At 40.8% G+C, this 26,754-nt stretch carries 25 protein-coding genes; 18 read left to right on the top strand and 7 right to left on the bottom strand.

What is annotated here, in order from left to right:
• Positions 1-385: 385 nt before the first annotated feature.
• The 3 genes from QNM16_RS03025 to QNM16_RS03015 all read right to left on the bottom strand — a co-directional run bounded on the left by QNM16_RS03025 (position 386) and on the right by QNM16_RS03015 (position 2,991).
• Positions 386-1,453: a DUF4331 family protein gene (locus tag QNM16_RS03025; protein WP_284019102.1), complete on the bottom strand. Its 1,068-nt coding sequence runs from the start codon at positions 1,451-1,453 to the stop codon at positions 386-388.
• Between the two features lie 101 nt (positions 1,454-1,554).
• Complete coding sequence (locus QNM16_RS03020) at positions 1,555-2,028, bottom strand: DUF417 family protein (protein WP_284019101.1); 474 nt, start codon at positions 2,026-2,028, stop codon at positions 1,555-1,557.
• A 492-nt stretch (positions 2,029-2,520) separates the two neighbouring features.
• A complete protein-coding gene (locus QNM16_RS03015; protein WP_284019100.1) occupies positions 2,521-2,991 on the bottom strand; it encodes a hypothetical protein in 471 nt (156 codons plus the stop codon).
• Between the two features lie 135 nt (positions 2,992-3,126).
• Between QNM16_RS03015 and QNM16_RS03010 the strand changes: the two genes are divergently transcribed.
• The gene (locus tag QNM16_RS03010) at positions 3,127-4,101 is read left to right on the top strand and encodes an AraC family transcriptional regulator (RefSeq protein ID WP_284019099.1); all 975 of its coding nucleotides are present in this window, start codon (positions 3,127-3,129) and stop codon (positions 4,099-4,101) included.
• Positions 4,102-4,404: 303 nt separating this feature from the next.
• Here QNM16_RS03010 and pssA read toward each other — a convergent pair whose 3' ends face one another.
• Positions 4,405-5,730, bottom strand: a complete 1,326-nt coding sequence (gene pssA, locus QNM16_RS03005) for a CDP-diacylglycerol--serine O-phosphatidyltransferase (protein ID WP_284019098.1) — start codon at positions 5,728-5,730, stop codon at positions 4,405-4,407.
• A 255-nt stretch (positions 5,731-5,985) separates the two neighbouring features.
• Here pssA and trxB point away from each other — a divergent pair, with 255 nt between their 5' ends.
• The 4 genes from trxB to infA all read left to right on the top strand — a co-directional run bounded on the left by trxB (position 5,986) and on the right by infA (position 8,750).
• Positions 5,986-6,936, top strand: a complete 951-nt coding sequence (gene trxB / locus QNM16_RS03000) for a thioredoxin-disulfide reductase (RefSeq protein ID WP_039608983.1) — start codon at positions 5,986-5,988, stop codon at positions 6,934-6,936.
• 92 nt (positions 6,937-7,028) lie between these two features.
• On the top strand, positions 7,029-7,745 hold the full coding sequence (gene aat, locus QNM16_RS02995) for a leucyl/phenylalanyl-tRNA--protein transferase (RefSeq protein ID WP_284019097.1): 717 nt from the start codon (positions 7,029-7,031) through the stop codon (positions 7,743-7,745).
• Entirely contained in the window at positions 7,738-8,442 is a 705-nt protein-coding gene (locus QNM16_RS02990) for an arginyltransferase (RefSeq protein ID WP_284019096.1), read from the top strand. The genes aat and QNM16_RS02990 overlap by 8 nt, the downstream gene beginning before the upstream one ends.
• A gap of 89 nt (positions 8,443-8,531) precedes the next feature.
• Entirely contained in the window at positions 8,532-8,750 is a 219-nt protein-coding gene (infA, locus tag QNM16_RS02985) for a translation initiation factor IF-1 (RefSeq protein WP_010560183.1), read from the top strand.
• Positions 8,751-8,886: 136 nt separating this feature from the next.
• On the opposite strand, the gene clpA is transcribed toward infA, so the two are convergent.
• Together clpA and clpS are read right to left on the bottom strand one after the other, a co-directional pair.
• Positions 8,887-11,151, bottom strand: a complete 2,265-nt coding sequence (gene clpA, locus QNM16_RS02980; RefSeq protein ID WP_284019095.1) for an ATP-dependent Clp protease ATP-binding subunit ClpA — start codon at positions 11,149-11,151, stop codon at positions 8,887-8,889.
• Between the two features lie 28 nt (positions 11,152-11,179).
• The gene (clpS, locus tag QNM16_RS02975) at positions 11,180-11,497 is read right to left on the bottom strand and encodes an ATP-dependent Clp protease adapter ClpS (RefSeq protein ID WP_284019094.1); all 318 of its coding nucleotides are present in this window, start codon (positions 11,495-11,497) and stop codon (positions 11,180-11,182) included.
• A gap of 201 nt (positions 11,498-11,698) precedes the next feature.
• Between clpS and cspD the strand changes: the two genes are divergently transcribed.
• The 8 genes from cspD (at position 11,699) to QNM16_RS02935 (ending at position 20,263) form a co-directional block, all read left to right on the top strand.
• A complete protein-coding gene (gene cspD / locus QNM16_RS02970; protein ID WP_023401678.1) occupies positions 11,699-11,917 on the top strand; it encodes a cold shock domain-containing protein CspD in 219 nt (72 codons plus the stop codon).
• 349 nt (positions 11,918-12,266) lie between these two features.
• The gene (locus tag QNM16_RS02965; protein ID WP_284019093.1) at positions 12,267-14,489 is read left to right on the top strand and encodes an NADP-dependent isocitrate dehydrogenase; all 2,223 of its coding nucleotides are present in this window, start codon (positions 12,267-12,269) and stop codon (positions 14,487-14,489) included.
• Between the two features lie 112 nt (positions 14,490-14,601).
• A complete protein-coding gene (locus tag QNM16_RS02960; protein WP_284019092.1) occupies positions 14,602-15,255 on the top strand; it encodes a pseudouridine synthase in 654 nt (217 codons plus the stop codon).
• Between the two features lie 79 nt (positions 15,256-15,334).
• Positions 15,335-16,435 carry a tRNA 2-thiouridine(34) synthase MnmA gene (mnmA, locus tag QNM16_RS02955; RefSeq protein ID WP_023401675.1) on the top strand — a complete coding sequence of 367 codons (1,101 nt, stop codon included), beginning with the start codon at positions 15,335-15,337 and terminating at the stop codon, positions 16,433-16,435.
• Positions 16,435-17,037, top strand: coding sequence for a high frequency lysogenization protein HflD (gene hflD, locus QNM16_RS02950; RefSeq protein ID WP_284019091.1), 603 nt, complete (start codon positions 16,435-16,437; stop codon positions 17,035-17,037). Before mnmA ends, hflD begins: the two co-directional genes overlap by 1 nt.
• A gap of 37 nt (positions 17,038-17,074) precedes the next feature.
• Positions 17,075-18,445, top strand: coding sequence for an adenylosuccinate lyase (purB, locus tag QNM16_RS02945; RefSeq protein ID WP_284019090.1), 1,371 nt, complete (start codon positions 17,075-17,077; stop codon positions 18,443-18,445).
• A gap of 75 nt (positions 18,446-18,520) precedes the next feature.
• On the top strand, positions 18,521-19,675 hold the full coding sequence (locus QNM16_RS02940; RefSeq protein WP_284019089.1) for a ribosomal protein uL16 3-hydroxylase: 1,155 nt from the start codon (positions 18,521-18,523) through the stop codon (positions 19,673-19,675).
• A 129-nt stretch (positions 19,676-19,804) separates the two neighbouring features.
• The gene (locus QNM16_RS02935) at positions 19,805-20,263 is read left to right on the top strand and encodes a GNAT family N-acetyltransferase (RefSeq protein ID WP_237136398.1); all 459 of its coding nucleotides are present in this window, start codon (positions 19,805-19,807) and stop codon (positions 20,261-20,263) included.
• On the opposite strand, the gene QNM16_RS02930 is transcribed toward QNM16_RS02935, so the two are convergent.
• Positions 20,247-20,660, bottom strand: a complete 414-nt coding sequence (locus tag QNM16_RS02930) for a DUF4826 family protein (protein ID WP_284019088.1) — start codon at positions 20,658-20,660, stop codon at positions 20,247-20,249. The two genes, QNM16_RS02935 and QNM16_RS02930, sit on opposite strands and share 17 nt — an antisense overlap.
• A gap of 170 nt (positions 20,661-20,830) precedes the next feature.
• On the opposite strand from QNM16_RS02930, the gene QNM16_RS02925 reads away from it, so the two are divergent.
• From QNM16_RS02925 to QNM16_RS02905, 5 genes are read left to right on the top strand one after another with little or no spacing between them, the layout of a single operon-like run.
• Positions 20,831-21,967: a methyl-accepting chemotaxis protein gene (locus tag QNM16_RS02925; RefSeq protein WP_417709222.1), complete on the top strand. Its 1,137-nt coding sequence runs from the start codon at positions 20,831-20,833 to the stop codon at positions 21,965-21,967.
• A 7-nt stretch (positions 21,968-21,974) separates the two neighbouring features.
• A complete protein-coding gene (locus QNM16_RS02920; protein WP_039608997.1) occupies positions 21,975-22,343 on the top strand; it encodes a response regulator in 369 nt (122 codons plus the stop codon).
• Positions 22,344-22,352: 9 nt separating this feature from the next.
• On the top strand, positions 22,353-22,628 hold the full coding sequence (locus QNM16_RS02915; protein WP_284019086.1) for an STAS domain-containing protein: 276 nt from the start codon (positions 22,353-22,355) through the stop codon (positions 22,626-22,628).
• Positions 22,629-22,637: 9 nt separating this feature from the next.
• A complete protein-coding gene (locus QNM16_RS02910) occupies positions 22,638-24,752 on the top strand; it encodes a chemotaxis protein CheA (protein WP_284019085.1) in 2,115 nt (704 codons plus the stop codon).
• Positions 24,753-24,770: 18 nt separating this feature from the next.
• Complete coding sequence (locus QNM16_RS02905; RefSeq protein WP_284019084.1) at positions 24,771-26,753, top strand: methyl-accepting chemotaxis protein; 1,983 nt, start codon at positions 24,771-24,773, stop codon at positions 26,751-26,753.
• The last annotated feature ends 1 nt before the right edge of the window (position 26,754 follow it).

The raw sequence follows: 26,754 nt of genomic DNA, 5'->3' as shown, positions 1-26,754 counted from the left end.
AAAGTATGTATGCTCTAAACGCTTCTAATTATGTCTAAAAGTCTTTTATGCAGATTTTTGGCTTAAAAACTAATCCTAAACAATAAAATTGTTAGGGCTCAAATGAATGACGGTGAATATCCTCGACCAAGACGATTTCATGCGCCAATTGTGATTTAGAATAATATGCAATATCGTGATAACCACTGTCTTGTATCGTCTAGCCATCAACGTAATAACTAATAAAAACAGCACCAAACCGCCATTGGCTTTTATCAAAGTTAAGTCCTAAATGTGAGTTATAACTATCTGCATCTGAGATATATTGTCCAAAAAGAGATAAATGTATTGGGGTGTTTCTCAACTATGAGAAACACCTTGGTCAAGTTAAATTATGAAGAAGGTATTAACGCACTGGTACGACATATGGAAACTTAACAGGATGTCGATTAAAGGTATTTGCATGATCTGTTACCTTGCGCCCAACTAATAAGCTCAGCGCTGCGTCCATACCGTCGTCACTGGGTTTACGTCCGTTGACTTTCGGATAGCCATATTCAGCTCTGCTACCCACCGTGTAAGAAATCATATCAGGTAACAATTGCGCTGCAACTGAGTCCGCATATTCAACAGGGTTGGACAGTTTCCCATCAAGAGCAACCGCCCTTAATACCATGCCGGATATCGCATACCTTCGTGACATGTCGCTATCTGGGCGATGTTGAATATGTTCACTCACTTCCATTTTGTTATTTGCCAAAAACATATGCGTGACAAGCGGGTTTGCCACTCGATTCACTTGTACCCACTGATCAACATTGTACATCGCGCTACTTGCATACACGTGAATATTTTCCGCCAGCATGCTGTTAGGCAGTTCAACTAAAATGATACTGCTATTAAAATCTTTAAATAAATCAACCCCATTATTGAATTGAGACAGCTCAAGCTTACCTTTGCCAATCAGTGTTGTTAAAAACCCGACAATACCCACGGAATTTCCAACAAATGGATCTCGTGCCGCGCCGCTCCATACCTTCACGCCATTGTTAAATTTAACGGTTTTACCAACTTTAGCCTTACCAAATGCCTTGCCTTTTGTACCAACAGCTTGATTCGCCCCATCTACGAGCCCAAAAACCAACTGTTCCCCTTCTAAATGAGCTGTGATAGTTACCCCGCCACTACCAAACGATTTATCATTGGCAATATGAAAGCTGTAAACGCCTTTGTGACCAAAAGCAGCGCGGTCTGTTGTGGTTGGGTTCACATCTATCATAAATGCAGTGTAACCACGGCGCTCAGAGTCAAATACAAACATATCCGTCAGATCAAACTGTGGATGCTCCTGAGCCAATTTACTTTCAAAGTGATGGCTTGCAACTGCTGGTACTGCGCTTAAGCCTGCACCAATAGCAAAAGCAAGCGCTGCCACTGTAGATTTATTGGATGATTTTTTTAGCAATTTAATCATAGCGGTCTCCTATAAACCGAGTTGCTATTAAAAAGTGGGTTTTACGGTTTAAACTACTGATCTATCGACCTTACTTTTTTATTTTGGGCTATTTAATTAACTCAGCTGTGAGCACGTAAACGCGCTAAACAGTTAGCCAACACCAATATTGAAATACCTAACAAAGCAACATCCTTGATTAAAAACTGTCCTAGAAAATTTAGAAATGGTAAACCTCCCTCTTTGTCTTCCCCGATTGGCAGCACAAGTAAAGTGCTCACAGTCACCAAAAAAGTCATGGCGCCCATTGCACCACCCATAATTCCAGCACGCGCAGACCACACAGACATCACCAATAAGGTGGCAGTAATAATTTCAATTACACCGAGGAAATACGATGCCCCTTCAAAGCCAAATACCGCATACAACCAAGTTAACCAAGTTAACCAAGGTGTGCCATTAATGACGGGTTTTAATGCTTCAACTTCCGTGAGGGTAAATTTAAGTACGCCAATTAATAATAATGGCAAGACAACCCCTAGTAGCGCAGTACCTTGCCCAACCTTATGCAAACAATTAATCGAATTAGTAAACAAAAGCAGCCTCCTGAATAAATTTGTAAGTTCTGTTAGCTCAATACCGTATCCTGATACCAAGCAAAAATAGCGACTTTTATCGTGTTTAGTGCTTTAACTGCGTTCATATTCACGGCAATTTATGTGCTGAAGACAGTCAATCTATCAACGGCTTGGGATAAATTATTAATCACCTTACTTGGATGAACCATGACCAAAAAAACCAACTTTATGTCAGTTCGTACAAAAATCGGGGGTAATAACTTTTAAGAGTGTTCTCCATTCGCCTACAAGCTATAAAAGGTAGATGGTTTTAGATTTCTGCGACTTTAGAGGTGCCCTATCTAAATGGATTTTTGAATTAGGTAACAAAGCGTTTTGAATTTTTGAAGTGGAAGTGCTGTCAGGCGCAATATATTTATTGTTTGATTCAACTTTGAATTGTAACTACAAAAAATGAGGTGCGAGCTAGTATAGCCCGCAAAATATAAATGAACCGATACAGTCCCCGTACTACTGGTTAAAAATTTGCCCGCGTGTTTTATATAAGCCTGTCACCATCAAGATACAAAATAACCATGGCATAACAAACATTGGCGCACCAGTATCAAAGTAAAACTGAGTCACACTATAAACGTCGTTAAACCCCTCCCAGACGAGCATGAATAAAAGATAATACCAGGCCCACTTTTGCCCCTTTTTGAGTGCAAATATAGAAATAAGAATAATTGGCACTGCCGCCGATACAATATTGACACCTGCCAGCATCGCCAAAAATGTGACAAACGGACCTGCTTGCGGATCAACAGCGGCAAGCTGAGAAAAACTAAAGTCCAACTTATGAATAACAAATGTCCATAGCGACATATCGTTAGAAATAGAGAGACTGGAAGTCAATAACATGAATAGTCCCGCCATCAAAGGCATTAATCCTGCGTACATTGTCCACTTCCAGCCTATTACTTCATTCTCTGTTTTATTCATGGTGATACTCTTCATTTTAATAAACGATTGAGTCAACAATTTTACAGTTTCATCTTGTACAAACTATGATATTTAGTGCAGTATATATGTCGAATCGTACTTTTTTGGTTCATTACGAACAATAGGAGTAAACTAGTGTTTAACTACCTCTCATCGCCATCAAACACTCAAATTCCTAATGCTGGAAACAACTTAATTGGGGGAGATGCATTATCGGATATATTAAATGCTCTTCGTCTTCAAGCTAGCAGCTATTTTTGTACCGAGTTTTCAGCACCTTGGGGCATAAAAGAGCAAGAAACAGACTATGGTACTTTTCACTTCGTTGTGCGAGGCGGTGCTTGGTTAAACATGCCTGATTCAAAGCACGCTACCTACCTCTCTACCGGAGATATTGTCGCTTTTCCAACGGGTGCGGCACACCAAATTGGCGATCAACCAAATGGCGTATGTATATCAGGAGATGAATTACTGACGCAGATACAGAACGACAAAAACCCATTTGCAGGAGATGAAAGCATTACCACATTATTGTGTGGTTACTTCAAATATCAGCAACACATCCAGCTGCCAATATTAAGAGATATGCCCAACTTTTTGCATATAAAAACAAATGAAGAACCATCACTATTGTGGCTAAACAATCTAGCTAATATGTTGGCCCATGAATCCCGCTCGACACTACCTGGCGGTACCGTTGTTGTTGATCGCCTTACTGAGGTATTGGTCATCCAATTGCTGCGTTGGCATGTCAATACTCATGATTCCGGTACGGGGTACTTTCGGGCACTTGCAGATACACGACTCAGTCTTGCTTTGAGCCTGATCCACAAACAACCCGCTCAAGCGTGGACAGTTGAGCGTATGGCGCACTCCGTGGGTATGTCTCGTTCCGCGTTTGCAAATTTATTCCACGAAATCATCGGTATGACGCCACTGTCGTATCTCAGTCAATGGCGAATGCATATCGCCCAAGACCTATTGAAGGAAGGAAAAGAGTCGATGATAAGCGTTGCAGAGCAAGTTGGTTACCGCTCTGAGGCTTCTTTTAGCAAAGCCTTCAAAAAAATAATTGGCATAAGCCCGGGTCAATTAAGACGTCAAAAGTAGTTCTTAACTTAGTTATTCCAACATGCAGGCAAGTAAATAACTTTTAAATATGGGGCTTTATCATTGGATCTAAGCAGTGATATGCAATACAAATTCGAAAAAATCGCCACAGTCAACACAGTCAACACAGTCAACACAGTCAACACAGTCAACACAGTCAACACAGTCAACACAGTCAAAATATGGAGAGGTTTTGAGACTATCAATAGCATTAAAAGAGGGAACAAAGCCCATAAACATAGTATTAAACATTAAAGGCGACTAACGGAAGTTAGTCGCCTTATTCGTACTGTGACAGCAAACTTAAATGAACTTTTTAATTATAAAGTCAACTTTGACACGTTTAGCCTGCCCTAATATCTTTTGCACCGGTGCAGGGTAATCTTGCAAAGTTTCAATATCATCAGGTCCAGATAGTTTTCGGCATTGAGACAAGATTGATTGCTTTTCAGCATCGATAAATGTTTTCAATTCCTGAGCTCTGTCTTCTATCAAAATGCCATTTTCGATGTCCAAACCCCAAGCTCTTGGGTTTAAATTATGCCCTGTCATGAGATGGACTTGATTATCTTGATTTATACCTTTTAGATGGAATGAGTTGTCCCCGTCCTTCCAAAGATACACATTGAGTAGCCCCTGCTCGATATACCTTTTTTGCGACTTTAGAAATTTATGTAAAATCCGCTCATATAAATAAGGCAGTGCGCCTATTCGACTAAATGGTTTATCAGGTGAGATGTAAAAGTCATTTGCAGTCTTATCGCCAACAACAATAGTTATTGACTTACCTTGCTTTAACAGACGACGTAGTGACCGCAACAGTGGTGCTGGGAAGTTGAAGTAAGGCGTATATAAAATCAACTCCTGCTCAGTGGTATCAAATAACGTCTTAATCAATCTATTGAGCTTATTAGTTCTTCGACCAAACCCTAAAAATGCACGTACATTAAGTGCATTAGACTCATTTGCGCCAGACATATCGTAATTAGCTTTTTTCAGCGAGCGCATTAATTTCTTTTGCGCCAACTTAATTTCACTAAATGGCTTTAAAGGCCTTCTATCAATTCTGGGGACAGCTTCAGAGTTTAACAAATGCTTTTCAATAAAAGCGGTAAAGCTATTAGCTAATTTTGCATTATCTAATAGAAAGTAACGATCAAGACGATATCGCTCTTCTTGATGTAGGTAGACATCATTGATACTTGCTCCGCTGTAAAGAACAGTGTCATCAATCACAAACCCTTTAAGATGAAGTACTCCAAACAATTCTTTGGCTTTTACTGGCACACCATATACTTCGACATTTGAGTTGAACTGCTCCAAATAATCACAATACAAGCGTGCATTACCCTCAGACTTTGCCTCACCGATTAACCCTCGCTGGGCTCTGTGAAAGTCGACTAGTATTTTGATCTCTAAATCTGGGTTGCTCAGCGACGCATTATGCAACGCAGACAACACACCTTGGCCTGCCGTGTCATCTTGTAAATACAGTGCGGCGATGTAAATGCGCTTCTTTGCTTTGCCAATCAAAGACAAAAGTTCGCTGTGATAATGTTTAGCGTCTGTTAAGACTTTACAGCTGCTCGCTTCTAAAGCAAAGCCAGAGTTGTCCTGCCAAAATGCCATATTTACCTTTAAATCTTGGGCTACTGATAATTTAGTAGCAAAAAAAATTCCTTCAAACATAACAAAAAAAAATAGAAAGGTCATGAAGATCCGACAATTTCAACTCCATTGGCTTACTTTTCCATCAAGTACACTAAATTTGACAAGTTCACGATTTCTAAAATTGCTTTATTTAATTTTTATTTTACTTCTGGGTTGATTTACTTAGAATCGGCATCATTGTAATGCTAATACTAAATTTTAGGATAGAAATTCATGAGTGATAAGCACTGTAAACTATTGATCCTTGGCTCAGGTCCAGCAGGTTATACTGCCGCTGTTTATGCAGCACGTGCAAATTTAAACCCTGTTTTAATCACAGGTATGCAACAAGGCGGTCAGCTGACAACAACAACAGAAGTAGAAAACTGGCCTGGTGATGCACATGGATTAACTGGCCCTGCTCTTATGGAGCGCATGAAAGAGCATGCAGAGCGTTTCGAAACAGAGATTATTTTTGACCATATCAATAAAGTCGATGTGACTAAGCGTCCATTCACCCTTACAGGTGACCAAGGCACTTATACTTGTGATGCTTTAATCATTGCAACAGGTGCATCTGCAAAATACTTAGGCCTAGAGTCTGAGACAAACTTCCAAGGTCGCGGTGTTTCTGCTTGTGCAACTTGTGATGGATTCTTCTACAGAGGACAAAAAGTTGCTGTAGTTGGTGGTGGTAACACAGCGGTTGAAGAAGCGCTATACCTTTCTAACATTGCAGACGAAGTACATGTTGTTCACCGTAGAGATAGCTTCCGTAGTGAAAAAATTCTATCTGACCGTCTACTAGAGAAAGCGAAAAATGGCAATGTTGTTCTCCATTTTGACCGCACTTTAGACGAAGTACTTGGCGACGATATGGGTGTAACAGGTATTCGTATCAAAGATACAAACTCTGATGCAACTGAAGATTTAGACCTAGCTGGTGTATTCATCGCTATTGGTCATAAGCCAAATACGGACATGTTTGAAGGTCAACTTGAGATGAAAGATGGCTACCTTGTTGTTGAGTCAGGCCTAAATGGCAATGCAACACAGACAAGCGTAGAAGGTGTATTCGCTGCAGGTGACGTATCTGACCACATTTATCGTCAAGCAATTACTTCTGCAGGTACTGGCTGTATGGCAGCCCTTGATGCAGAGCGTTATTTAGATAACCTTAAATAATCTCTTAGCACGCCATATTTCATGGCGTGCTTCCAACCGAAATTTGCTAAACTCAAAGTAAGCAACTAGTCCACTCGAAACTAAAGTCCCCCATGACACAACAGTTGTTCCATTTATCATCGACAGATTACATATTTCCGCCGTGCCACTTTGCATTAAAAGAACCAGATGGCCTGTTAGCCATTGGTGGATGTCTCAATACAAAAAGATTAAAAAAAGCATATCAACTTGGTATCTTCCCTTGGTTCAATGAGCGAGAGCCGATCATGTGGTGGTCACCCAGTGAACGAGGCATTATAGAGCTGTCAGACTTTCATATTGGACGCACACTTAAGAAAGCTCGGAATCGACTCAAACCCAGAATTACTATAAATCAAGCTTTTGAGCAAGTTATCTCTCAATGCAGAGAGCAGCGTCTCCACGAAGAAGGAACTTGGATCAATAAAAATATGCTCAAGGCATATTGCCAAGCGCATGAGGAAGGGTTTGCTCATAGTATAGAGGTATGGATTGACGAAAAGCTGGCTGGCGGTCTATATGGAATAATGATATCAGGTGTATTTTGTGGTGAATCTATGTTTCATAACCAGCCAAATGCTTCTAAATTAGCAATGTGGGCTTTGGTTAATTGGCTCAAAAAACACAATGCTCATTTTATAGATTGCCAATTAGATAACCCTTACTTAAGTTCTATGGGCGCAAAAGTCATTCCCAGAGAAGAATTTTTGACTAAACTTAAAGAAGCAAGTGACTATCACCCTGTACAAACCATGTGGCACCCACAAGACATAGGGGTAATATATGACTGAACACTTTCCATCTAAAATTGGCCTCAGTCAGCAATTTGATTGCAGCTATCTACCAGATAGAAAAGAACAGCTACTAGTTATTTTAGACAGTGAATGCTACACAGCAGCGCGTTTTGAAGCTCTCCTTTCTTTGGGGTTTAGGCGTAGTGGAGATCAAATATATCGACCACACTGCCCCCTTTGCAGTGCATGCCAATCAATACGAGTTTTGGCAAAGGATTATGTACCATCAAAGTCACAACAGCGAAAATATAAAAAAATACAAAACAGCTTTAGCGTTAAAGTGAGTTTTGAAGAAAAAGAAAACTATTTTCCACTTTATGAAAAGTACATAACCCTCAGGCATAGTGATGGCACAATGTTCCCGCCAAACAGACTACAGTATGAAAGTTTTTTATTTTGCCGCTGGATGCCAATTTCGTTTATAGAATTGTGGCACGAAGGTCAACTTGTCGCAGTTGCCGTTACAGACACAATGCCTAACGCCCTATCTGCAATTTACACTTTTTTCGACCCCGACTTTGAACACCTGAGTTTAGGGACAATTATGATCATGGCACAAATAAACCTAGCAGCGGCAGAAAACAAGGAGTTTGTTTATTTAGGTTATCAAATAGACGAATGTAAAAAAATGCGCTACAAAAAGCAGTTTTCACCAGCTCAACAGCTTAAAGAAGATACTTGGACAAATATTTAAGTTACTAATTTAAGCTCTTACCTTTACTTATTGTGTGCTTTTGGGCAAAATCTCCAACGATAAACTTATACAGAGGTGATACGCTCCAAATGGCGAAAGAAGACGTTATTGAAATGCAAGGCACGGTCCTTGATACTTTACCAAATACAATGTTCCGTGTTGAATTAGAAAATGGTCACGTAGTTGTGGCTCATATTTCTGGTAAAATGCGCAAAAACTACATCCGTATTTTAACAGGTGACAAAGTCACTGTAGAATTAACTCCTTATGATTTAAGCAAGGGACGCATCGTTTTCCGTGCACGTTAATTCTACCGTCTCGCCAGCGTCAATTTGATGCTATAAGACGTATGTAGCAAAAAACCTAGCCTTGGCTAGGTTTTTTGCTTTTGTAACGTCAATATTTAGTACAGCGGCTGAAAGCTATCAGCTCAGCCACCATCAATTATGCAGATACGAGCTCTTTTTCAAAATCGAATTCTAATGCATTGCCTTTAACAGTCACTTTCACATTACCACCATCGATAAGTGAGCCGAATAAAATTTCATTCGCCAGTGGCTTTTTAAGGTTGTCCTGAATGACACGTGCCATAGGTCTAGCACCCATCGCTTTGTCATACCCAATGTCAGCAATCCAATCCCTCGCTTCATTCGTAAACTCTAGATTAACCGACTTCTTATCTAGTTGCGCTTGCAGCTCAACAATAAACTTGTCTACTACCTGCAAAATAACTTCTTTCTCTAGATGGTTAAACCAAATAATATTATCCAACCTGTTTCTAAATTCAGGTGTAAATACTTTGTTTATCTCAATCATTGCATCATGTGAGTGATCTTGTTGCTGGAACCCAATAGACTTTCTCACTGTCTCTTGTACACCTGCATTAGTTGTCATAACAAAGATAACATTACGGAAATCAGCCTTACGTCCGTTATTATCCGTTAACGTTCCGTGGTCCATGACTTGCAAAAGAATATTGTAAATATCAGGGTGCGCTTTTTCAATCTCATCCAATAACACAACAGCATGAGGATGTTTAATGACTGAATCAGTTAATAAACCACCCTGCTCGAAACCAACATAACCAGGAGGTGCACCGATTAAGCGGCTTACAGCATGACGCTCAGAGTACTCTGACATATCAAAACGAATGAACTCAATACCCATGCACTTAGCAAGCTGTTTTGTAACCTCTGTTTTACCAACACCAGTAGGTCCTGCAAATAAGAATGAGCCAATTGGTTTTTCTTCATTGGCTAATCCCGAGCGTGACAAACGAATTGCTGAAGTTAACGCATCGATTGATTCGTCTTGACCAAAAACTAGCATTTTAAGATTTCTATCTAAATTTTTAAGCACTTCTTTATCGCTTGAAGACACATTTTGCTGAGGAATACGAGCAATCTTAGATACAATTTGCTCAATATCTGACACGCCAATTGTTTTCTTGCGTCGAGATGTAGGTAATAAACGTTGATTTGCACCTGCTTCGTCAATTACATCTATTGCTTTGTCTGGTAAATGACGCTCATTAATGTATTTCGCACTCAACTCAGCCGCAGCTTTAAGTGCTTTTTGCGTGTAACGAATACCATGATGCTCTTCGTAACGCTCTTTCAAGCCATATAAAATTTTTGCAGTATCAGCCACACTTGGTTCAACAACGTCAATTTTTTGGAAACGGCGAACCAAAGCTCTGTCTTTTTCAAAAATATTCTTAAACTCAGAATACGTCGTAGAACCTAAACAACGAAGTTTACCGCTAGAAAGTAAAGGCTTAATCAAGTTTGATGCATCCATTACACCGCCGGATGCAGCACCCGCGCCGATAATGGTGTGAATCTCATCTATGAACAAAATTGCGTTTGGTTTTGCTTGTAACTCTTTCAACAGAGCTTTGAAGCGTTTTTCAAAGTCACCGCGATACTTTGTTCCCGCTAACAAAGCACCCATGTCAAGGGAATAAACAACAGCATCTTCGATCACTTCGGGGACTTGCTCGTTAACAATACGATAAGCAAGCCCTTCGGCAATTGCCGTTTTACCAACGCCAGCTTCACCCACAAGTAACGGGTTATTCTTTTTACGACGGCAGAGCACTTGAATGGTTCTTTCTACTTCTTGATCACGACCAACAAGCGGGTCTATCTGCCCTGCTTTCGCTAAAACGTTTAAGTTTGCAGTAAAGTTTTCCAGCTTAGTTTTTTCTTCGCCTTGAACCTCTGCGCCTTCTTCATTGATGTCCTCTTGCTCTTCTGGCTCAGGATCATCATCTGACTTTGAAATACCATGGCTGATGAAGTTCACGATATCTAATCGGCTTACATCTGCTTTTTTCAGTAAATAAACAGCCTGGCTTTCTTGCTCTGAAAAAATTGCGACTAAAACATTGACGCCGGTTACTTCATTTCTGCCTGAAGACTGAACATGAAACACTGCCCGTTGCAAAACACGTTGAAATCCTAACGTTGGTTGAGTCTCCCGGTCTTCCTCTAACTCAGGAATAATTGGCGTTGTTTCATCAATAAACTCTGACAAATCTCTTTTTAAGCTGTCAGTATCTACGCTACAGGCGTTGAGCGCTTCACTTGCAGATGGATTATCAATCAGTGCAAGTAATAAATGCTCCACCGTCATAAATTCATGACGACGAGTACGAGCTTCACGAAACGCGGTGTTAAGTGTAATTTCTAAATCTTTATTTAGCATTGGCAACCCCCAACGAGAATAAATAAGGTCATTCTTGCTCACAGCTACACAGGAGCGGATGCTCATGATCGCGAGCGTATCTGTTTACCTGCTCAGCCTTTGTATAGGCTATGTCTGCAGGATACATTCCACATACCGCTTTTCCCTCGTGATGCACTTTAAGCATCACATCAGTTGCTCTTTCGCTATCCATGTTGAAAAAAGTCATTAGCACTTCGATGACAAAATCCATCGGCGTGTAATCATCATTGTTTAAAATTACTTTGTATTTCTTCGGTGGCTGAAGTTTTTGCTTCTCTAGGTCTTTGACCTCTTCCAACACACCTGAATCTTTTATCCCACTCATAATTAAATATAGTCTTGTCTTATATACTCAAGCAAACTTGAATTAAAAAATAAATAAAATGTTAAAAAACTGCACTAAAAAACTTGACTGTAAGGTTATTTAAACTACATTCTAGTCCTAGTTGTTCATGTTATGGACAGCTTAGCAAATTTCAAAGGTTAGATTAACTTAATTAGTCAACTTATAGAAGGATGTAGAAGTATGGCTTGCGGAAAAGTCAAATGGTTTAACAACGCCAAAGGGTTTGGTTTCATCGTAGAAGACGGCAGTGACGAAGATATCTTTGCACATTACTCGACGATTGTAATGGATGGATACAAGACGCTTAAAGCTGGTCAAGATGTAACATTCGAGCTACAGGAAGGGCCTAAGGGCTTACATGCTACTAATATTGCACCGAAAGTTGGTGAAATGGCATAGCAAATTCTAAAGGCTCTATAAGCGGGCTACGAAAGTTGCTCGCTTCATCTCTTTTTCTCTCCAAAACGTTTCTTGTAACATATTTTTCTATAACTTAAGTAAATTGCATTAGCAGCATTACGATTAGATTGGTACAATCCCTGCCGATGTCCAGGTCTGTTAGTTATTTCTATTAACCTAACTTCAGTAGGAATAACTAACAAACTTGCTAATTACAAAGAGCTTAAGCTTTTTATAAGCTAATTTTTTTGTTATTCAATCGTCCAAATAACGATGGGTAACATAAGTTAGCAAGATTTTGCTTATTGTTGAACGGTCGAAATTGGCCCAAAACTATCTAGGAATGATGATGACATCAAAAATTATTTATACAAAAACCGACGAAGCACCAGCTTTAGCAACATATTCTTTGTTGCCAGTAATCCAAGCTTATACTAAAGCAGCTGGTGTTGAAGTAGAAACAAGAGACATTTCTCTAGCTGGTCGTGTGATCGCTAACTTCCCTGAGTTTCTTACTGAAGAGCAAAGAATTGCAGATGCACTATCTGAGCTAGGTGAGCTTGCTAAGACGCCTGAAGCGAATATCATCAAATTACCTAATATCAGTGCTTCTATCCCTCAACTTAAAGCAACTATTAAAGAGCTACAAGAAAAAGGCTATGCACTTCCTGATTACCCTGAAGAGCCTAAAGATGACAAAGAAGCTGCTATCAAAGCAACTTACGACAAAATCAAAGGTAGCGCAGTAAACCCTGTATTACGTGAAGGTAACTCTGACCGTCGTGCACCTGGTTCTGTAAAAGCATATGCTCAGAAAAACCCTCATTCAATGGGTGCATGGTCTGCTGACTCTCAATCATATGTTGCTAGCATGAGCGAAGGCGACTTCTTTGGTTCTGAGCAATCGACAACTATTGCTGAAGCAACTGACGTGCGTATCGAGCATGTTGCTGCTGACGGTGCTGTTAATGTTCTTAAGCAAAGCACACCTTTACTTGCTGGCGAAATCATCGATGCGTCTCGCATGAGTGTTAACGCACTTCGCACTTTCTTAGCCGCTGAAGTAGAGGCAGCAAAAGAAAAAGGCGTTCTATTCTCACTACACATGAAAGCAACAATGATGAAGGTATCAGACCCAATCATCTTTGGTCATGCAGTTAAAGTGTTCTACAAAGAAGTATTCGAAAAGCACGGTGAGACTTTTGAGCAGTTAGGTGTTGACGTTAACAACGGTATTGGTGACGTTTACAACAAGCTTGCTAAATTAGATGACGCGAAGCGCGCTGAAATCGAAGCAGATCTTGCAGCCGTTTACGACGTTCGTCCGAGCATTGCTATGGTTGATTCAGATCGTGGTATCACAAACCTACACGTTCCAAGTGACGTTATCATCGATGCATCTATGCCAGCGGCTATCCGTACAAGCGGTCAAATGTGGAACGCTGAAGGCAAGCAACAAGATACTAGCTTTGTTATTCCAGATCGTTGTTATTCAGGTGTTTACCAAGCAACTATCGATTTCTGTAAAGAAAATGGTGCTTTTGATCCTCGTACTATGGGTACTATCCCTAACGTTGGCCTTATGGCTCAAAAAGCAGAAGAATACGGTTCACACGACAAAACATTTGAAGCACCTTCAAATGGTGTTATCCGTGTCGTTGACCAAGCAGGTAACGTACTACTACAACACGATGTTGAGCAAGGCGATATCTGGCGTATGTGTCAGGTTAAAGACGCACCAATCAAAGATTGGGTTAAGCTAGCTGTTAACCGTTCACGTGCATCTAACACACCTGCAGTATTCTGGTTAAACGAAGAGCGTGCACACGATGCAGAGCTTATCAAAAAAGTAAATGCATATTTACCAGAGCACGACACAGACGGTCTTGATATCCGCATTCTTGCACCTGTTGAAGCGACTAAATTCTCACTAGCTCGCATGAAAGACAGCCAAGACACTATTTCAGTTACAGGTAACGTATTACGTGACTACCTAACTGACTTGTTCCCAATTTTAGAGCTTGGTACAAGTGCAAAAATGTTATCTATCGTTCCACTAATGAATGGTGGTGGTCTATTCGAAACGGGTGCTGGTGGTTCAGCGCCTAAGCACGTGCAACAGTTCGAAAAAGAAAACCACTTACGTTGGGACTCTTTAGGTGAATTCTTAGCGCTTGCTGCGTCTCTTGAGCACCTAAGCCAAGTAACAAATAATCCTAAAGCACAAGTGCTTGCAGATACACTAGATGCGGCAACGGGTAAATTCCTAGACGAAAACAAATCACCTTCTCGTAAAGTGAACGAACTAGATAACCGTGGTAGTCATTTCTACCTATCTCTATACTGGGCACAAGCACTTGCTGCACAAGACACAGATGCAGAGCTTAAGGCTAAATTTGAAGCGGTTGCTAAGCAACTGACTGAAAACGAAGCTGCTATCGTTGCAGAGCTAAACGATGTACAAGGTCAAGCAATGGATGTAGAAGGTTACTTCCAGCCAAATGACGACAAAGCGTTTGCTGCAATGCGTCCAAGTAAACTATTTAACGATGCATTAAACTTAATCGCATAAGTTAAATTCAAGCTTTAAAAGGCAGCCTTGCGCTGCCTTTTTTCATTTTCATGCTGAAGTATAGCGAGACTTTTGTTAGTATGCGCCCTTTCATATTACCTCTTTGTAAGCTATGACATACAAAAATAGTCAGCGCCCTAACGCTACTCGGAACAAGCCAAACAACATCTCACGACGACCATCACGAGGCGCTAAAAAGCCGCCAGTCAAACCTGAGGATGTCAAAATAGTATTGTTCAATAAACCATTCGATGTGCTGTGCCAATTTACGGATGATCAACACCGTAAAACACTTGCAGATTATGTTGATGTTAAATCTGTATACGCAGCAGGCCGGTTAGATCGAGATAGTGAAGGCTTATTGCTACTAACAAACTGTGGAAAGCTGCAACATAAACTCACTGAACCGAAAAAAAACACCAATAAAACTTACTGGGTTCAGGTGGAAGGTGCACCAGATGAGCAGTCATTAAACCAGCTTAGAAAAGGCGTAGAGCTCAAAGACGGTTTAACCAAGCCTGCACAAGTTGAGGTAATAGAAGAGCCAGATGTGTGGTCGCGTACGCCGCCTATCAGGGAGCGTAAAAATATTCCTACAACTTGGTTGAGTATTACTATTTCTGAAGGACGCAACCGGCAGGTGCGTCGTATGACAGCACACATAGGCCACCCTACACTTCGGTTGATCCGATATAGTATTGGCAAATATACCCTTAATGGCCTAAATAACGGTCAGTATAAGGTTTTGCTGCCAAATAAAGTCTAGTGTGTGTCTTTTGAGGGTAGCCAAATGCATGCTATACTCACGGCCTTTCAAATATTACATATAGATTTACAGCGATATTATGAGCGATAACAGTAACATTAAAGTCATTGTCGGCATGTCTGGCGGCGTAGATTCTTCAGTTTCAGCTTACCTTCTAAAAGAGCAAGGCTACCAAGTCGAAGGCTTGTTTATGAAAAACTGGGAAGAAGACGATAACGATGAATACTGTGCCGCAGCTGAAGATCTAAAAGATGCGCAAGCTGTCTGTGAAAAGCTTGGTATTGAATTGCACACAGTTAATTTTGCAGCTGAATACTGGGATAACGTATTTGAATATTTCTTGGAAGAATACCGTGCTGGGCGTACACCAAATCCAGATATCATGTGTAACAAAGAAATAAAATTCAAAGCCTTTTTAGAGTTTGCCGCTGAAGCTTTAGGTGCCGACTACATCGCCACCGGCCACTACGTCCGCAGAGAGGAACGTGACGGCAAGTTTGCCATGCTAAGAGGCTTAGACAATAACAAAGATCAAAGTTATTTCTTATATACATTGAGCCACGAGCACGTTGCACAAACCCTATTTCCAGTAGGTGAAATCGAAAAACCTGAAGTACGCAGAATTGCTGAAGAGCAAGGTCTAATTACACATAACAAAAAAGACAGTACAGGTATTTGTTTCATTGGTGAGCGCAAGTTCAAAGATTTCTTACAAAAATTCTTACCAGCTCAACCTGGTATCATTGAAGATGCTGAAGGAAATCAAGTCGGTGAGCATGAAGGCTTGATGTACCACACCCTTGGCCAGAGAAAAGGCTTATTAATTGGCGGAATGAAAGAAGGCTCTGGTGAACCTTGGTACGTTGTAGATAAAGATGTTGAGCGTAATGTACTTGTTGTTGGACAAGGTAAAGATCACCCTCGACTATACAGCAACGGGCTAAATGCAAACCAACTTCATTGGGTTGATCGTGAAGGCCCGCAAGGCACGACTCGTTGTACAGTGAAAACACGTTACAGACAAGAAGATATCCCTTGTACTTTATTAGTTGGTAAAGATGGCATGGCACGTGTTTTATTTGATGAGCCACAAAAAGCCGTAACGCCTGGTCAATCTGCGGTTTTCTATTTGGATGATGCTTGCTTAGGTGGTGGTATCATTGAGTCGGTGATTAAATAATGCAACCAAAAGCCGTTATTCCTCTTGCTGCTATTTGCCAAATAGCTAAGCTTGTCCAAAAATGTGCTCGTTATGGTACTTTCAATGAAAACGAAGTGCATACGTTTTTGCAGAGTATATTAAATACCGCACCTCAAAACCCTGAAGATGTTTATGATGATCACTTTGCACTAAAAGGTGGTTATCAAGCGCTAGTCGCTCAACTATCGAGTGACGGTGAAAAAGACGTTGAGATTGTGAAATACGTTGGCAGCCTATTGCAATTAGAAAGAGCTTTATCATCTAATGATTCTGTTTTTTCCGAGCTCGCTAAACGTATAGAGCAAGTCGAAAGACAAACATTGCATTTTAATGTATATGATGAACAAGTTCTGGGCGCACTTGCTGATATCTATACCCAAGTTATCAGCCCTGCTGGACCAAAAATCCAAGTTTTTGGTAAACCAGATTTATTGCAGCAAACACATATTCAACATAAGATCCGTGCTTTACTGTTAGCAGGTATTAGAAGTGCCGTGCTGTGGCGACAATTAGGCGGAAAACGCCGTCATTTCTTTTTCTCTAAGAAAAAGATTGTCCACACCGCACAACAATTTATTTAAAAATATCGTTCAAAAAACCAATTAGTTAGGAGAAATTATGGAGCTTTCAGCGTTAACCGCTATCTCTCCAGTAGATGGTCGCTATGGTAGCAAAACCAAAGAACTTAGAAGTATCTTCAGTGAGTTCGGTCTGATCAAATACCGTGTTACTGTAGAAGTTCGTTGGTTACAAGCTTTAGCAAAAGCTGACGCAATCAAAGAAGTCCCTGCTTTCAGTGACGAAGCGAATGCGCTACTTGACGACATCGTGGCAAACTTCAGCGAAGAAGATGCACAGCGTGTTAAAGACATCGAGCGTACAACTAACCACGATGTTAAAGCAGTTGAATATTTGCTAAAAGAGAAAGTTGCGGATAATGCAGAGCTACAAGCTGTAAATGAGTTCATTCACTTCGCTTGTACATCTGAAGACATCAATAACCTATCTCATGGTTTAATGCTTAGCGAAGCACGTGAGCAAGTGTTGTTACCATACTGTGATAACCTGCTTAATGCCATCAAAGAAAAAGCGATTGAGTATAAATCAGTACCAATGATGACACGTACTCATGGTCAACCAGCATCACCTTCTACTATGGGCAAAGAGTTTGCAAACGTTTATGTTCGCTTACAGCGTCAACGCGAACAAATTGCAAATGTATCACTATTAGGTAAAATCAACGGTGCCGTTGGTAACTACAATGCACACCTAAGTGCCTATCCTGAATACGACTGGCATGCACACGCAGAATCATTTGTGACAAGCCTTGGCCTAACTTGGAATGCTTTCACTACTCAAATCGAACCGCATGACTACATTGCAGAGCTATTTGATGCGATTGCACGTTTCAACACGATCCTATTAGACTTTGACCGTGATGTTTGGGGCTACATTGCACTAAACCACTTCAAGCAAAAAACAATTGCTGGTGAAATCGGCTCATCAACAATGCCGCACAAAGTAAATCCAATTGACTTCGAAAACTCTGAAGGTAACTTAGGCTTAGCAAATGCCATTTTTGCACACCTTGCGCAAAAACTACCAGTATCTCGCTGGCAGCGTGACCTGACAGATTCAACTGTATTGCGTAACCTAGGTGTTGGTATGGGTTATACTCTAATCGCATATCAAGCAACGCTTAAAGGCATCAGCAAGCTAGAAGTAAATGCAGATCGCCTACTTGCAGAGCTTGACGATAACTGGGAGCTGCTTGCAGAACCAATTCAAACTGTTATGCGTAAATATGGCATCGAAAAGCCGTATGAAAAGCTGAAAGAACTAACACGTGGTAAGCGTGTTAATCAAGAGATCATGGCTGAGTTCATTGACGGCCTAGATTTGCCTGACGCAGTAAAAGCTGAGATGAAACTAATGACTCCGGCTAACTACATCGGCCGTGCAGAAGCATTTATCGACGAATTAAACTAATCTAAATTATTAGATTTTAATAAGCGAAAGGATAAGCGAATAGCTTGTTACTTTCGCTTTTTTTATGGAGAAAATATGTACCAGCTGTCTATTAACGATATGAGTCCTGAAACCTTTTTAAAAGAGTATTGGCAAAAAAAACCCCTACTCATCAAAGGAGGTTTTGAAGATTTTCAAGACCCTTTGTCAGCAGAAGAGCTTGCAGGCTTAGCAATGGAAGACAGCATAGAGTCTAGATTAATCACAAATCATGACGAAAATTGGTTGGCGCATCATGGGCCATTTGATAATTTTGATAAATTAACCGAAACCAATAGCACCCTACTCGTTCAAGCTGTTGATCATTGGCATCCACCAGCAGCTGAATTGCTTGAACCATTTCGTTTCATTCCAAACTGGCGAATTGACGATTTAATGATTAGCTATTCAACGCCCAAAGGAGGAGTTGGACCTCATTTAGATCAATATGACGTGTTCATTATACAGGGTGAAGGTAAAAGACACTGGCGAGTTGGTATGCCAGATGCGAGCTTAAAGCAGTTCACCAAAGACAAAGCGCTGCTGCAAGTTGAACAATTTGAAGCCATAATCGATGAAATTCTTGAGCCGGGTGATATTCTCTACATTCCACCAGGTTGCCCACATGAAGGTTATGCCGTTGAAAATGCACTCAACTACTCTGTCGGATTTAGAGCGCCTGATCAAAAAGACCTGATCAGTAGTTTTGCTGACCATGTCATCGACGAAGAAGCTGGAAAACATCGCTTTAGTGATGCCGATCTCAACATGAGAGCGTCCATTGGTGAAATTAGTTCCGATGACAAACTCAAAATCCAAGCTATGTTAACTGGATTAATTGAAAACGACTCTCTATACAGTCAATGGTTAGGCACTTATTTAAGCCAGCCAAAGCACGATATGGACTTAGCCCCACTAGATGACGCACTAGTGGCAGAGTTTTTAGAGGATGAAGTTGAGCCTCATGATGTTGTTATTCGCTCAGGTGGCGTAAGGGCCATTTATCAAATCACGGATACAGATGTTTTGCTCAGTGTTAATGGGGAAAATTACTCTCTTCCTAGCGAGACGCTAGAACAGGTAAAATTGTTAACAGATAATACAAGTTTTTCCTTTGAACAGGTAAAACCAGCATTGATCAGCTTGGAATTTAAAGAAACGTTAACTACGCTTATAAACGACGGGCTTTTTTACATAGAAGCTTGGTCTTAAATGCCTGACTGACAGGGCCAACCGAACAAATACACGGTGTCATTTTCATGGCACCGACAATAATAATAGGGGTTGATTTTTCCCTTATTCGTCAGGACGTGTTCTATGATTTTTCGCAAAGAGGTAATCATGATTTATCACGTCGACAAAGTGAGTTGGAAACAAACTCAGGGACAGCTGCGCCAAATTCGTGAAAGAGTGTTCGTTTGTGAACTGCACTTACCAAAACAAGTTGAGTTCGATCAACATGATAAAACAGCCGATCATGTACTAATACGTGATGAAAACGACCAAGCTGTTGGAACTGGTAGATTGTGTAGTGACGGTTTAATCAGTCGTATTGCAATCTTCAAAGACCACAGGAACAGACAAGCCTATCAGTCATTAATCGGATATTTAGCAGATCTTGCCCAACAAAAAGGGCTCGAAGAAGTTTTTGTTCAGTGTATTTTGGACGAAGTACCCACCTTTATAAAATCTGGGTTTAGCAAGCAAGGCGGCGTGTTTATGGAAGCAGGTATTCCAAGACAACGGCTCAAATGCCCTGCTTCGATGATAAACTCAGAGCCATTTACGATGCTACATTAGCCCACAATTTATCGTTATCGTAAATTGCGTAGATATCATGCGCCTTGTTAACAAGCAAGTTCGCGAAATCAAGCTGTGTTTTGTCTTTTACACCTGATGAAAGGATGCCGTCAGCCTTTATCTGCCATTGGTATGATAAATGTTTAAGCGCATCTCTGGCACTCTTTGCGACTTTAACTTCTACTGCATCAGTTGGCACTTGCCCTGATATGGCCCAATAACCTTTTCCTGTTTGGTCTTCTAACCGCCAAACTGCAAGTGCAGGTGGCAATATACGACATTCTTTTTCGATTACTTTGTTTGTTATTATGCCTTTTTCTGCAAGGTAACGCTGAGCTGCATGTAATTGTTGTCGTTGCCAGTCTTGGATTGACTGCTGCGGTTTTGAATTTGACATAGTGAAACCTACTTACTTCATTGTTTTAGTCTTTCTTTAACTTTTTCCACTTTATTAATTTCATTAACCTGTTGCAACTAAGAAACGGTAAAGGTCTCAATTAAATTAATATTTGCACAATAATCATACTTTACTAGGCTAAAAAATAACTCAATCAAAGATTATCTAGCATGCTCTTGTTTGTTGTGTACTGTACACCAATTGTCATATTGGCTATTGGACTGTTTTTTATAGATTCACTAGTGATAACGCTCATTTTGAGCGGGCTGTCAGCTATAGCTTTGCTTATGCAGAAAATGATCAAAGATATACAACAAGAAAAAAAACAGCCATTAACTGAATCCCCTCAAGACGAGTTAATGCAGGAACACAAAGAAGATCTAGCCTGTTTGGAGCAACTCAGCAGTGTCATCATCCCTCAATTAATTGCTCAGGTTTCAAGTGCCAGAGAGCAGACCAAACAATCTGTTGTGCATATGTCGGGAGAATTTTCACAGTTGGTTGGCAATATCTCCCAAACTCTAGAAAGTACCTCAAATAACAGCACCACAAGCCTTCAAGACGTCTCAGAATCCAGCCGAGAAAAACTAAACGATGTTTTGGCGTATATAGAGCAAACAAATGATTCACAAGCGCAAATGACGACCACAATTAAAGATCTTGTCGATAAAAGTAATGAATTGCAGACCATGTCAGTAGATGTCTCAAAAATTGCAGAACAAACCAATTTACTCGCGCTCAATGCGTCTATAGAAGCAGCACGCGCGGGTGACAATGGCCGTGGATTCGCAGTGGTTGCAGATGAAGTCAGATCATTAGCAAGTTCCAGCGGTGAAACCGGTGTGAGAATTGGCCAATTAATCGAAAGTATAGCCAATGCGATGCGCGCTTCGATGGATATGATGAACAGCGAGCTAGAGAACAAGCAAGCTTTGACTGAAAAATATCGAAATGAAATTAATGAGGTTGTCGACGAATGGCTTGCGCTTTCACAACACGTTGAGTCACAAGCCTCTGAGCTGCATGCTTCCAATATCGAGATCAGAGAAAAAATTTCACACATACTTGTCGATTTACAGTTCCAAGACAGAGTAGACCAAATCCAAGACAGCGTGACTATCGCTTTAAACATTATGACTGAAGAAATTGATCAATTTATTCTTAATCGCAGAGAATGCCAAACCGCAAAATTTAATCACCAAAGGATCAGCAATGAATTGAAGAAAACCGCTGCTACCAATGAACAACGCAGTATTTTGTCCAAAGATGGTGATGACGATACTGTTGATGATTTAACTTTTTTATGAGGCCATTATGAGTAAAACCATTTTAGTTGTAGACGATTCAGACTCACTCAGACAAGTCGTCAATATTGCCTTAACAGGCGCCGGATTTAACGTAGTAGAAGCCAGAGATGGTAAAGATGCTTTAACTAAACTCAATGGCAATAAAATCCATTTGATAATAAGCGATGTCAACATGCCAAATATGAATGGCATCGAGTTTGTAAAACAAGCTAAGCAATTACCACAATACAAATTTACACCCGTCATTATGCTCACGACAGAAAACCAACAAAGCATGATGGAAGAAGGCAAAAAGGCAGGCGCTAAAGCCTGGATGGTCAAGCCATTCAAGCCAGCACAAATGTTGCAAGCAGTATCTAAATTATTAATGATGTAGAGATTTAATATGACTGAATGTTTTAAATTTCCTGCTGAGCTAACCATTTATGAAGTTCAGGAAACCTTTAATGAAGTAAAGTCTTATATTACGGATAAAGAATCTGTGTCTTTTGACTTTAGTGAGACCACAGAAGTCGATTCAGCAGGTTTACAGCTCATCATTTGGGTTGTCTACCATAGCCAAAAAATTGGCCTGAAAATCGATACTATCTCTACAAACGAACTCATCGAAAAGCGTTGTGAAAAATTGGGTGTAGGTATGTCCGCGTCCCAAAATGACTAAGGGGTAGTCATGTCTATTGATTTGTCGTCTGCCATTGCCACTTTTGTTACAGAGTCTAAAGAGCTGTTACAAGAAATGGAAAACGGGCTGCTAGATTTAGAATCTGAAAGCTCACAAGAGCATGCTAGCGAGATTATCAATGCTCTATTTAGGGCAATTCACACAATCAAAGGTAGTGCCGGCATATTCGATTTTGAGCATGTTGTCGCCTTAACACACATTGCAGAAACGCTGCTTGAGAATGCGAGAAATGGAGAGTTACAGCTAGATAAAGAGCTTATTTCTTTGTATTTAGAAGCCCGAGATGTGACTGAAACCCTCATCACACTGGCCGCTTCGGAAACCGAGCCTGACGCTGACTTGTTAAACAAAGTGAATCACTTGGTTGCGTGCTTTGCCAAATATATAAAAGAGCAAAATGATGAACCAGATAACATCCGAACAACTCAGGTCACTTCAGGCAACAAATTAGATAACGAACGCTGGGTGCTGTTTTTTGTACCAAATGAAAATGTACTGAGAAATGGCCTAGACCCCTACTCCTTTATTCATTACCTTGATTCAGAAACGAGTGAGCTCAAGGTGAACACCTGGTTTGACGCGATGTTTGGGCCACAACAATTTGATCCTGAGTCCAATTATTTGTCGTTTATTTTGTCCTTTGAAACAGACAAATCTGAAGATGAAATAAATGATGTGTTTGAGTTTATCCAGAGTGAAGCTTATATCGCAATTTTACCCCCTCATGGCGATGCAGATATAGTCAAATCTAGTCTTCAAAAATATCAAGATATTGATTTTGTAACCCATGCACTCAAAGAAGCAGATCCGGCTTTTTCAGATATCATTCAACTTTTGAGTAAAAAAGAACAGCCAGAGAACACAGAGCTCGTCGAAACCGTAGCAGGCGCACCGACGCCAGCAAACACGTCAAAGATCCACAAAAGTAAAACATTGCGTGTTGAGGCGCTTAAACTAGATAGATTAATCGACCAAGTCGGTGAAATGGTTATTACCGGCGCGAGAACAAACTTACTCGCCCATGAAACCGGTAATGAGACCTTAATCGAAGCGATGGCACTATTAGAGCGCCTTGTTGAAAACATTCGAGATAGCTCCTTAAAACTGAGAATGGTGCAAATTGGAGAAACATTTAACAAGTTTAAGCGCGTAGTACGAGATATTGCAGATGAACTCGGCAAACAAGTCGATCTCACCATTGTCGGCGCTGAAACCGAGCTTGATAAAACCTTTGTAGAAAAAGTCAGCGACCCCCTCATGCATATCGTCAGGAATGCCATAGATCATGGCATAGAAGACCCAGAAACAAGAATAGCAAACGGTAAATCAGAGCAAGGTCAACTCACACTAAAGGCGTACCATGATTCTGGCTCAATCGTGATTGAAGTCAGTGATGATGGAAAAGGGCTAGATCAAGAAAGAATTCTCAAACGTGCAGTCGATAGAGGCTTGGTCAGTGCAAATCAAACTCTACAAGAAAAAGACATTAATTTACTGATTTTTGAGCCAGGCTTTTCAACTGCCGAGTCCATCACCAATATTTCAGGTCGTGGTGTTGGTATGGATGTCGTTAAAAGAAATATCGACAGCTTAAGAGGCAGTGTGGAAGTTGAAAGCAGCCAAGGAAAAGGCTCAACGATATTAATCAGACTTCCACTCACCCTATCAATTATAGATGGCTTCATGTTTGAAGTGCACAAAGAGAACTACGTGATCCCTTTAGATACTGTAGTCGAGTGCTTAGAACTCCATGAAGTGGTGTCTGAACAAGATATTCAAGACAAGAGTTACATCAATTTAAGAACTGAGGTTTTACCCTTTATTCGCCTCAGAACCTTATTTGGTATTGAAGAGCAAATTGACCATACTAGAGAATCTTTAGTTATCGTGCAATTTGGCACGTTACGAGCGGGTCTTGTGGTTGACTCTCTCAAAGGTGAATTTCAAACAGTAGTAAAACCACTTGGAAGGTTGTTCGAAGGACTCAAATGTATTAGCGGTGCGACAATTTTAGGTAGCGGAAACGTGGCAATCATTTTGGATGTTTCTGCACTTATAAAATCGGCAATTTCTGTCTATGAGGCGTTAGAGAAAAAGCATTAAGTAATTCGGAGAGCGAACATGTTTAAGAACTTTACAATTCGCAACAAGATCATTCTTGCGATGTTTACCATGGGGGTGTTGCTGTTAGTTATAGCAATGTCCGTACAGCTTAAAAACGGAGAAATTGAAGAGTTTGCGGTGGACGTCGGTAAGGTAGATATACCCGAAACGATTTATGCCTTAAACATGCTCGATGAGTTAGGTGATATGAATAGTAACGTGCTCGAATATATCGCCGGCGAATCTGATGAGAGTGAAGACTTTAGGTCAAACTACAACGAATTTATCCGCTATTTGGAAGATCTCAAACAGCTTGGCACAGTAAATAACTCTCTGATACGTCAATTGGAAGAGTTAGTATCACGCTATGCTAATGAAAATCAAGAGCTTATATTTGATCGCTTTGATCCGCTTCTAGAAGCTAAAGCCATCGATAAATATGACTACTTAAATAAAGAGTTTGCAATCCCCCTTGAGCAACTGCTTGACACATTAAAAGAGGAAGAAGTTGCAGATGCGGGAAGCAGCGGTGATTTTAACGAGGTAGTGAATGATGACCTGCCCGGTGTACGCTACTACCTTGAGCTGATAGATGAGCAAGGCGATATGATGAGCTCCATGAACGCATACATGCGTGGTGCACTTGGCGCAGATGCCGCTTTTGAGAAAGATGCCAGAACCTTTACTGGTTTTTTAGCTGACCTCAAGCCTCTTGAAAGAAAACCGGCGGAAATCAAAGCACTTAGTGAAGTAGAGCGCATGTACATGGAATTATATAACGGAGGTAAAGAAATCTTCGCCATGTATGACCCTCGTGACAAAATTAAAGCGTCCAGTGATGTTGATAGATTAGAGCACGAAGTATTTAATAAAATTGAAGACCTGTTAGAGGAAATATCAAACGAGGCAATTCAAGAAGGTGACGAGTCTCTCAATGCCTTAGTTACCGCAGCGAGAGAAAGCATTTCTTTAGTGTGGGCATTGCTCGTCGTTGCCATTGTGCTTGCCACTGCAACCGCAGCCTTTTTGATCCGTGGTATCGTGATCCCCATTAATGCCCTTGCCGAGGCCGCTGAAGACCTTCGCTCTGGTGAAGGTGACCTAACCAGACGTATACCCGATTTTGGCAATGATGAAATCGGAGAAACTGCACGAAGTTTCAATGGATTTATCGAGCGACTGCAAAATATCCTATTGGATATTCAAGAGTCTGTGGAGTCTATTGCACATAGTACCAATGAAGTAGGCACAACTTCGCGGATGCTGAGTTCAACTTCAAATCAACTCGCCGCAAGTGTAGAAGAAACCTCTGCATCATTGGAGCAAATGAGTTCCTCTATCTCCATGAATACTGAAAATTCAAAAGTCACGAACGATATTGCTAAACAATCTAGCAGCGAAGCCAATGACGGTGGTCGTGCTGTAAAAGATACAGTTAAGGCCATGACCCAAATCGCTGAGAAAATCGGCATTATTGAAGACATTGCCTACAAAACCAACTTGCTTGCATTAAACGCAGCCATCGAAGCGGCGAGAGCCGGCGAGCATGGTAAAGGGTTTGCCGTGGTTGCTGATGAAGTAAGAAAACTCGCAGAGCGTTCTCAAGTAGCTGCACAAGACATAAGTACACTTGCAGATAACAGTGTAAAAATCGCACAGCACGCTGGTGGTATGCTAGATAGAATGGTGCCTAACATTGGTAAAACAGCTGATTTAGTTCAAGAAATTACTGCAGCTTCCACAGAGCAAAGCACCAGTGTGGCTGAAATCAATCGAACCGTTTCACAGTTGGACGAAATTGCTCAGCAAAATGCGTCAGCGTCTGAGGAGTTGGCTTCAACCGCAAAAATGGTTCAGGACCAAACCAGTGATATTCGCTCCACGGTGAATTACTTTAAACTCAGTAACGACAGACAAATGATGAAATTGAGACGCTCTGTACAGGAATCAAAATCATCAGGCTCAATGCCAGAAGAAGGCTATACCCCTTTTGATGAGTAAA

The organism is Pseudoalteromonas umbrosa (assembly GCF_030125375.1).
GTDB classification, from domain to species: Bacteria; Pseudomonadota; Gammaproteobacteria; order Enterobacterales; family Alteromonadaceae; genus Pseudoalteromonas; species Pseudoalteromonas umbrosa.
The sequence above is the reverse complement of the archived record's forward strand: the minus strand, read 5'-3'. Positions and strand labels throughout refer to the sequence as shown.

Bases quoted from the DNA above. Each gene is read 5' to 3' on its own strand.
- hflD (WP_284019091.1), top strand. From the start codon at position 16,435: ATGCAACCAAAAGCCGTTATTCCTCTTGCTGCTATTTGCCAAATAGCT.
- QNM16_RS02930 (WP_284019088.1), bottom strand. From the start codon at position 20,660: ATGTCAAATTCAAAACCGCAGCAGTCAATCCAAGACTGGCAACGACAA.
- clpA (WP_284019095.1), bottom strand. From the start codon at position 11,151: ATGCTAAATAAAGATTTAGAAATTACACTTAACACCGCGTTTCGTGAA.
- purB (WP_284019090.1), top strand. From the start codon at position 17,075: ATGGAGCTTTCAGCGTTAACCGCTATCTCTCCAGTAGATGGTCGCTAT.
- clpS (WP_284019094.1), bottom strand. From the start codon at position 11,497: ATGAGTGGGATAAAAGATTCAGGTGTGTTGGAAGAGGTCAAAGACCTA.
- QNM16_RS03025 (WP_284019102.1), bottom strand. From the start codon at position 1,453: ATGATTAAATTGCTAAAAAAATCATCCAATAAATCTACAGTGGCAGCG.
- QNM16_RS03015 (WP_284019100.1), bottom strand. From the start codon at position 2,991: ATGAATAAAACAGAGAATGAAGTAATAGGCTGGAAGTGGACAATGTAC.
- QNM16_RS02915 (WP_284019086.1), top strand. From the start codon at position 22,353: ATGACTGAATGTTTTAAATTTCCTGCTGAGCTAACCATTTATGAAGTT.
- trxB (WP_039608983.1), top strand. From the start codon at position 5,986: ATGAGTGATAAGCACTGTAAACTATTGATCCTTGGCTCAGGTCCAGCA.
- infA (WP_010560183.1), top strand. From the start codon at position 8,532: ATGGCGAAAGAAGACGTTATTGAAATGCAAGGCACGGTCCTTGATACT.
- mnmA (WP_023401675.1), top strand. From the start codon at position 15,335: ATGAGCGATAACAGTAACATTAAAGTCATTGTCGGCATGTCTGGCGGC.
- QNM16_RS02960 (WP_284019092.1), top strand. From the start codon at position 14,602: ATGACATACAAAAATAGTCAGCGCCCTAACGCTACTCGGAACAAGCCA.
- QNM16_RS02940 (WP_284019089.1), top strand. From the start codon at position 18,521: ATGTACCAGCTGTCTATTAACGATATGAGTCCTGAAACCTTTTTAAAA.
- QNM16_RS02910 (WP_284019085.1), top strand. From the start codon at position 22,638: ATGTCTATTGATTTGTCGTCTGCCATTGCCACTTTTGTTACAGAGTCT.
- QNM16_RS02920 (WP_039608997.1), top strand. From the start codon at position 21,975: ATGAGTAAAACCATTTTAGTTGTAGACGATTCAGACTCACTCAGACAA.
- QNM16_RS02925 (WP_417709222.1), top strand. From the start codon at position 20,831: ATGCTCTTGTTTGTTGTGTACTGTACACCAATTGTCATATTGGCTATT.
- pssA (WP_284019098.1), bottom strand. From the start codon at position 5,730: ATGGCATTTTGGCAGGACAACTCTGGCTTTGCTTTAGAAGCGAGCAGC.
- QNM16_RS02965 (WP_284019093.1), top strand. From the start codon at position 12,267: ATGACATCAAAAATTATTTATACAAAAACCGACGAAGCACCAGCTTTA.
- QNM16_RS02935 (WP_237136398.1), top strand. From the start codon at position 19,805: ATGATTTATCACGTCGACAAAGTGAGTTGGAAACAAACTCAGGGACAG.
- aat (WP_284019097.1), top strand. From the start codon at position 7,029: ATGACACAACAGTTGTTCCATTTATCATCGACAGATTACATATTTCCG.
- cspD (WP_023401678.1), top strand. From the start codon at position 11,699: ATGGCTTGCGGAAAAGTCAAATGGTTTAACAACGCCAAAGGGTTTGGT.
- QNM16_RS02990 (WP_284019096.1), top strand. From the start codon at position 7,738: ATGACTGAACACTTTCCATCTAAAATTGGCCTCAGTCAGCAATTTGAT.
- QNM16_RS02905 (WP_284019084.1), top strand. From the start codon at position 24,771: ATGTTTAAGAACTTTACAATTCGCAACAAGATCATTCTTGCGATGTTT.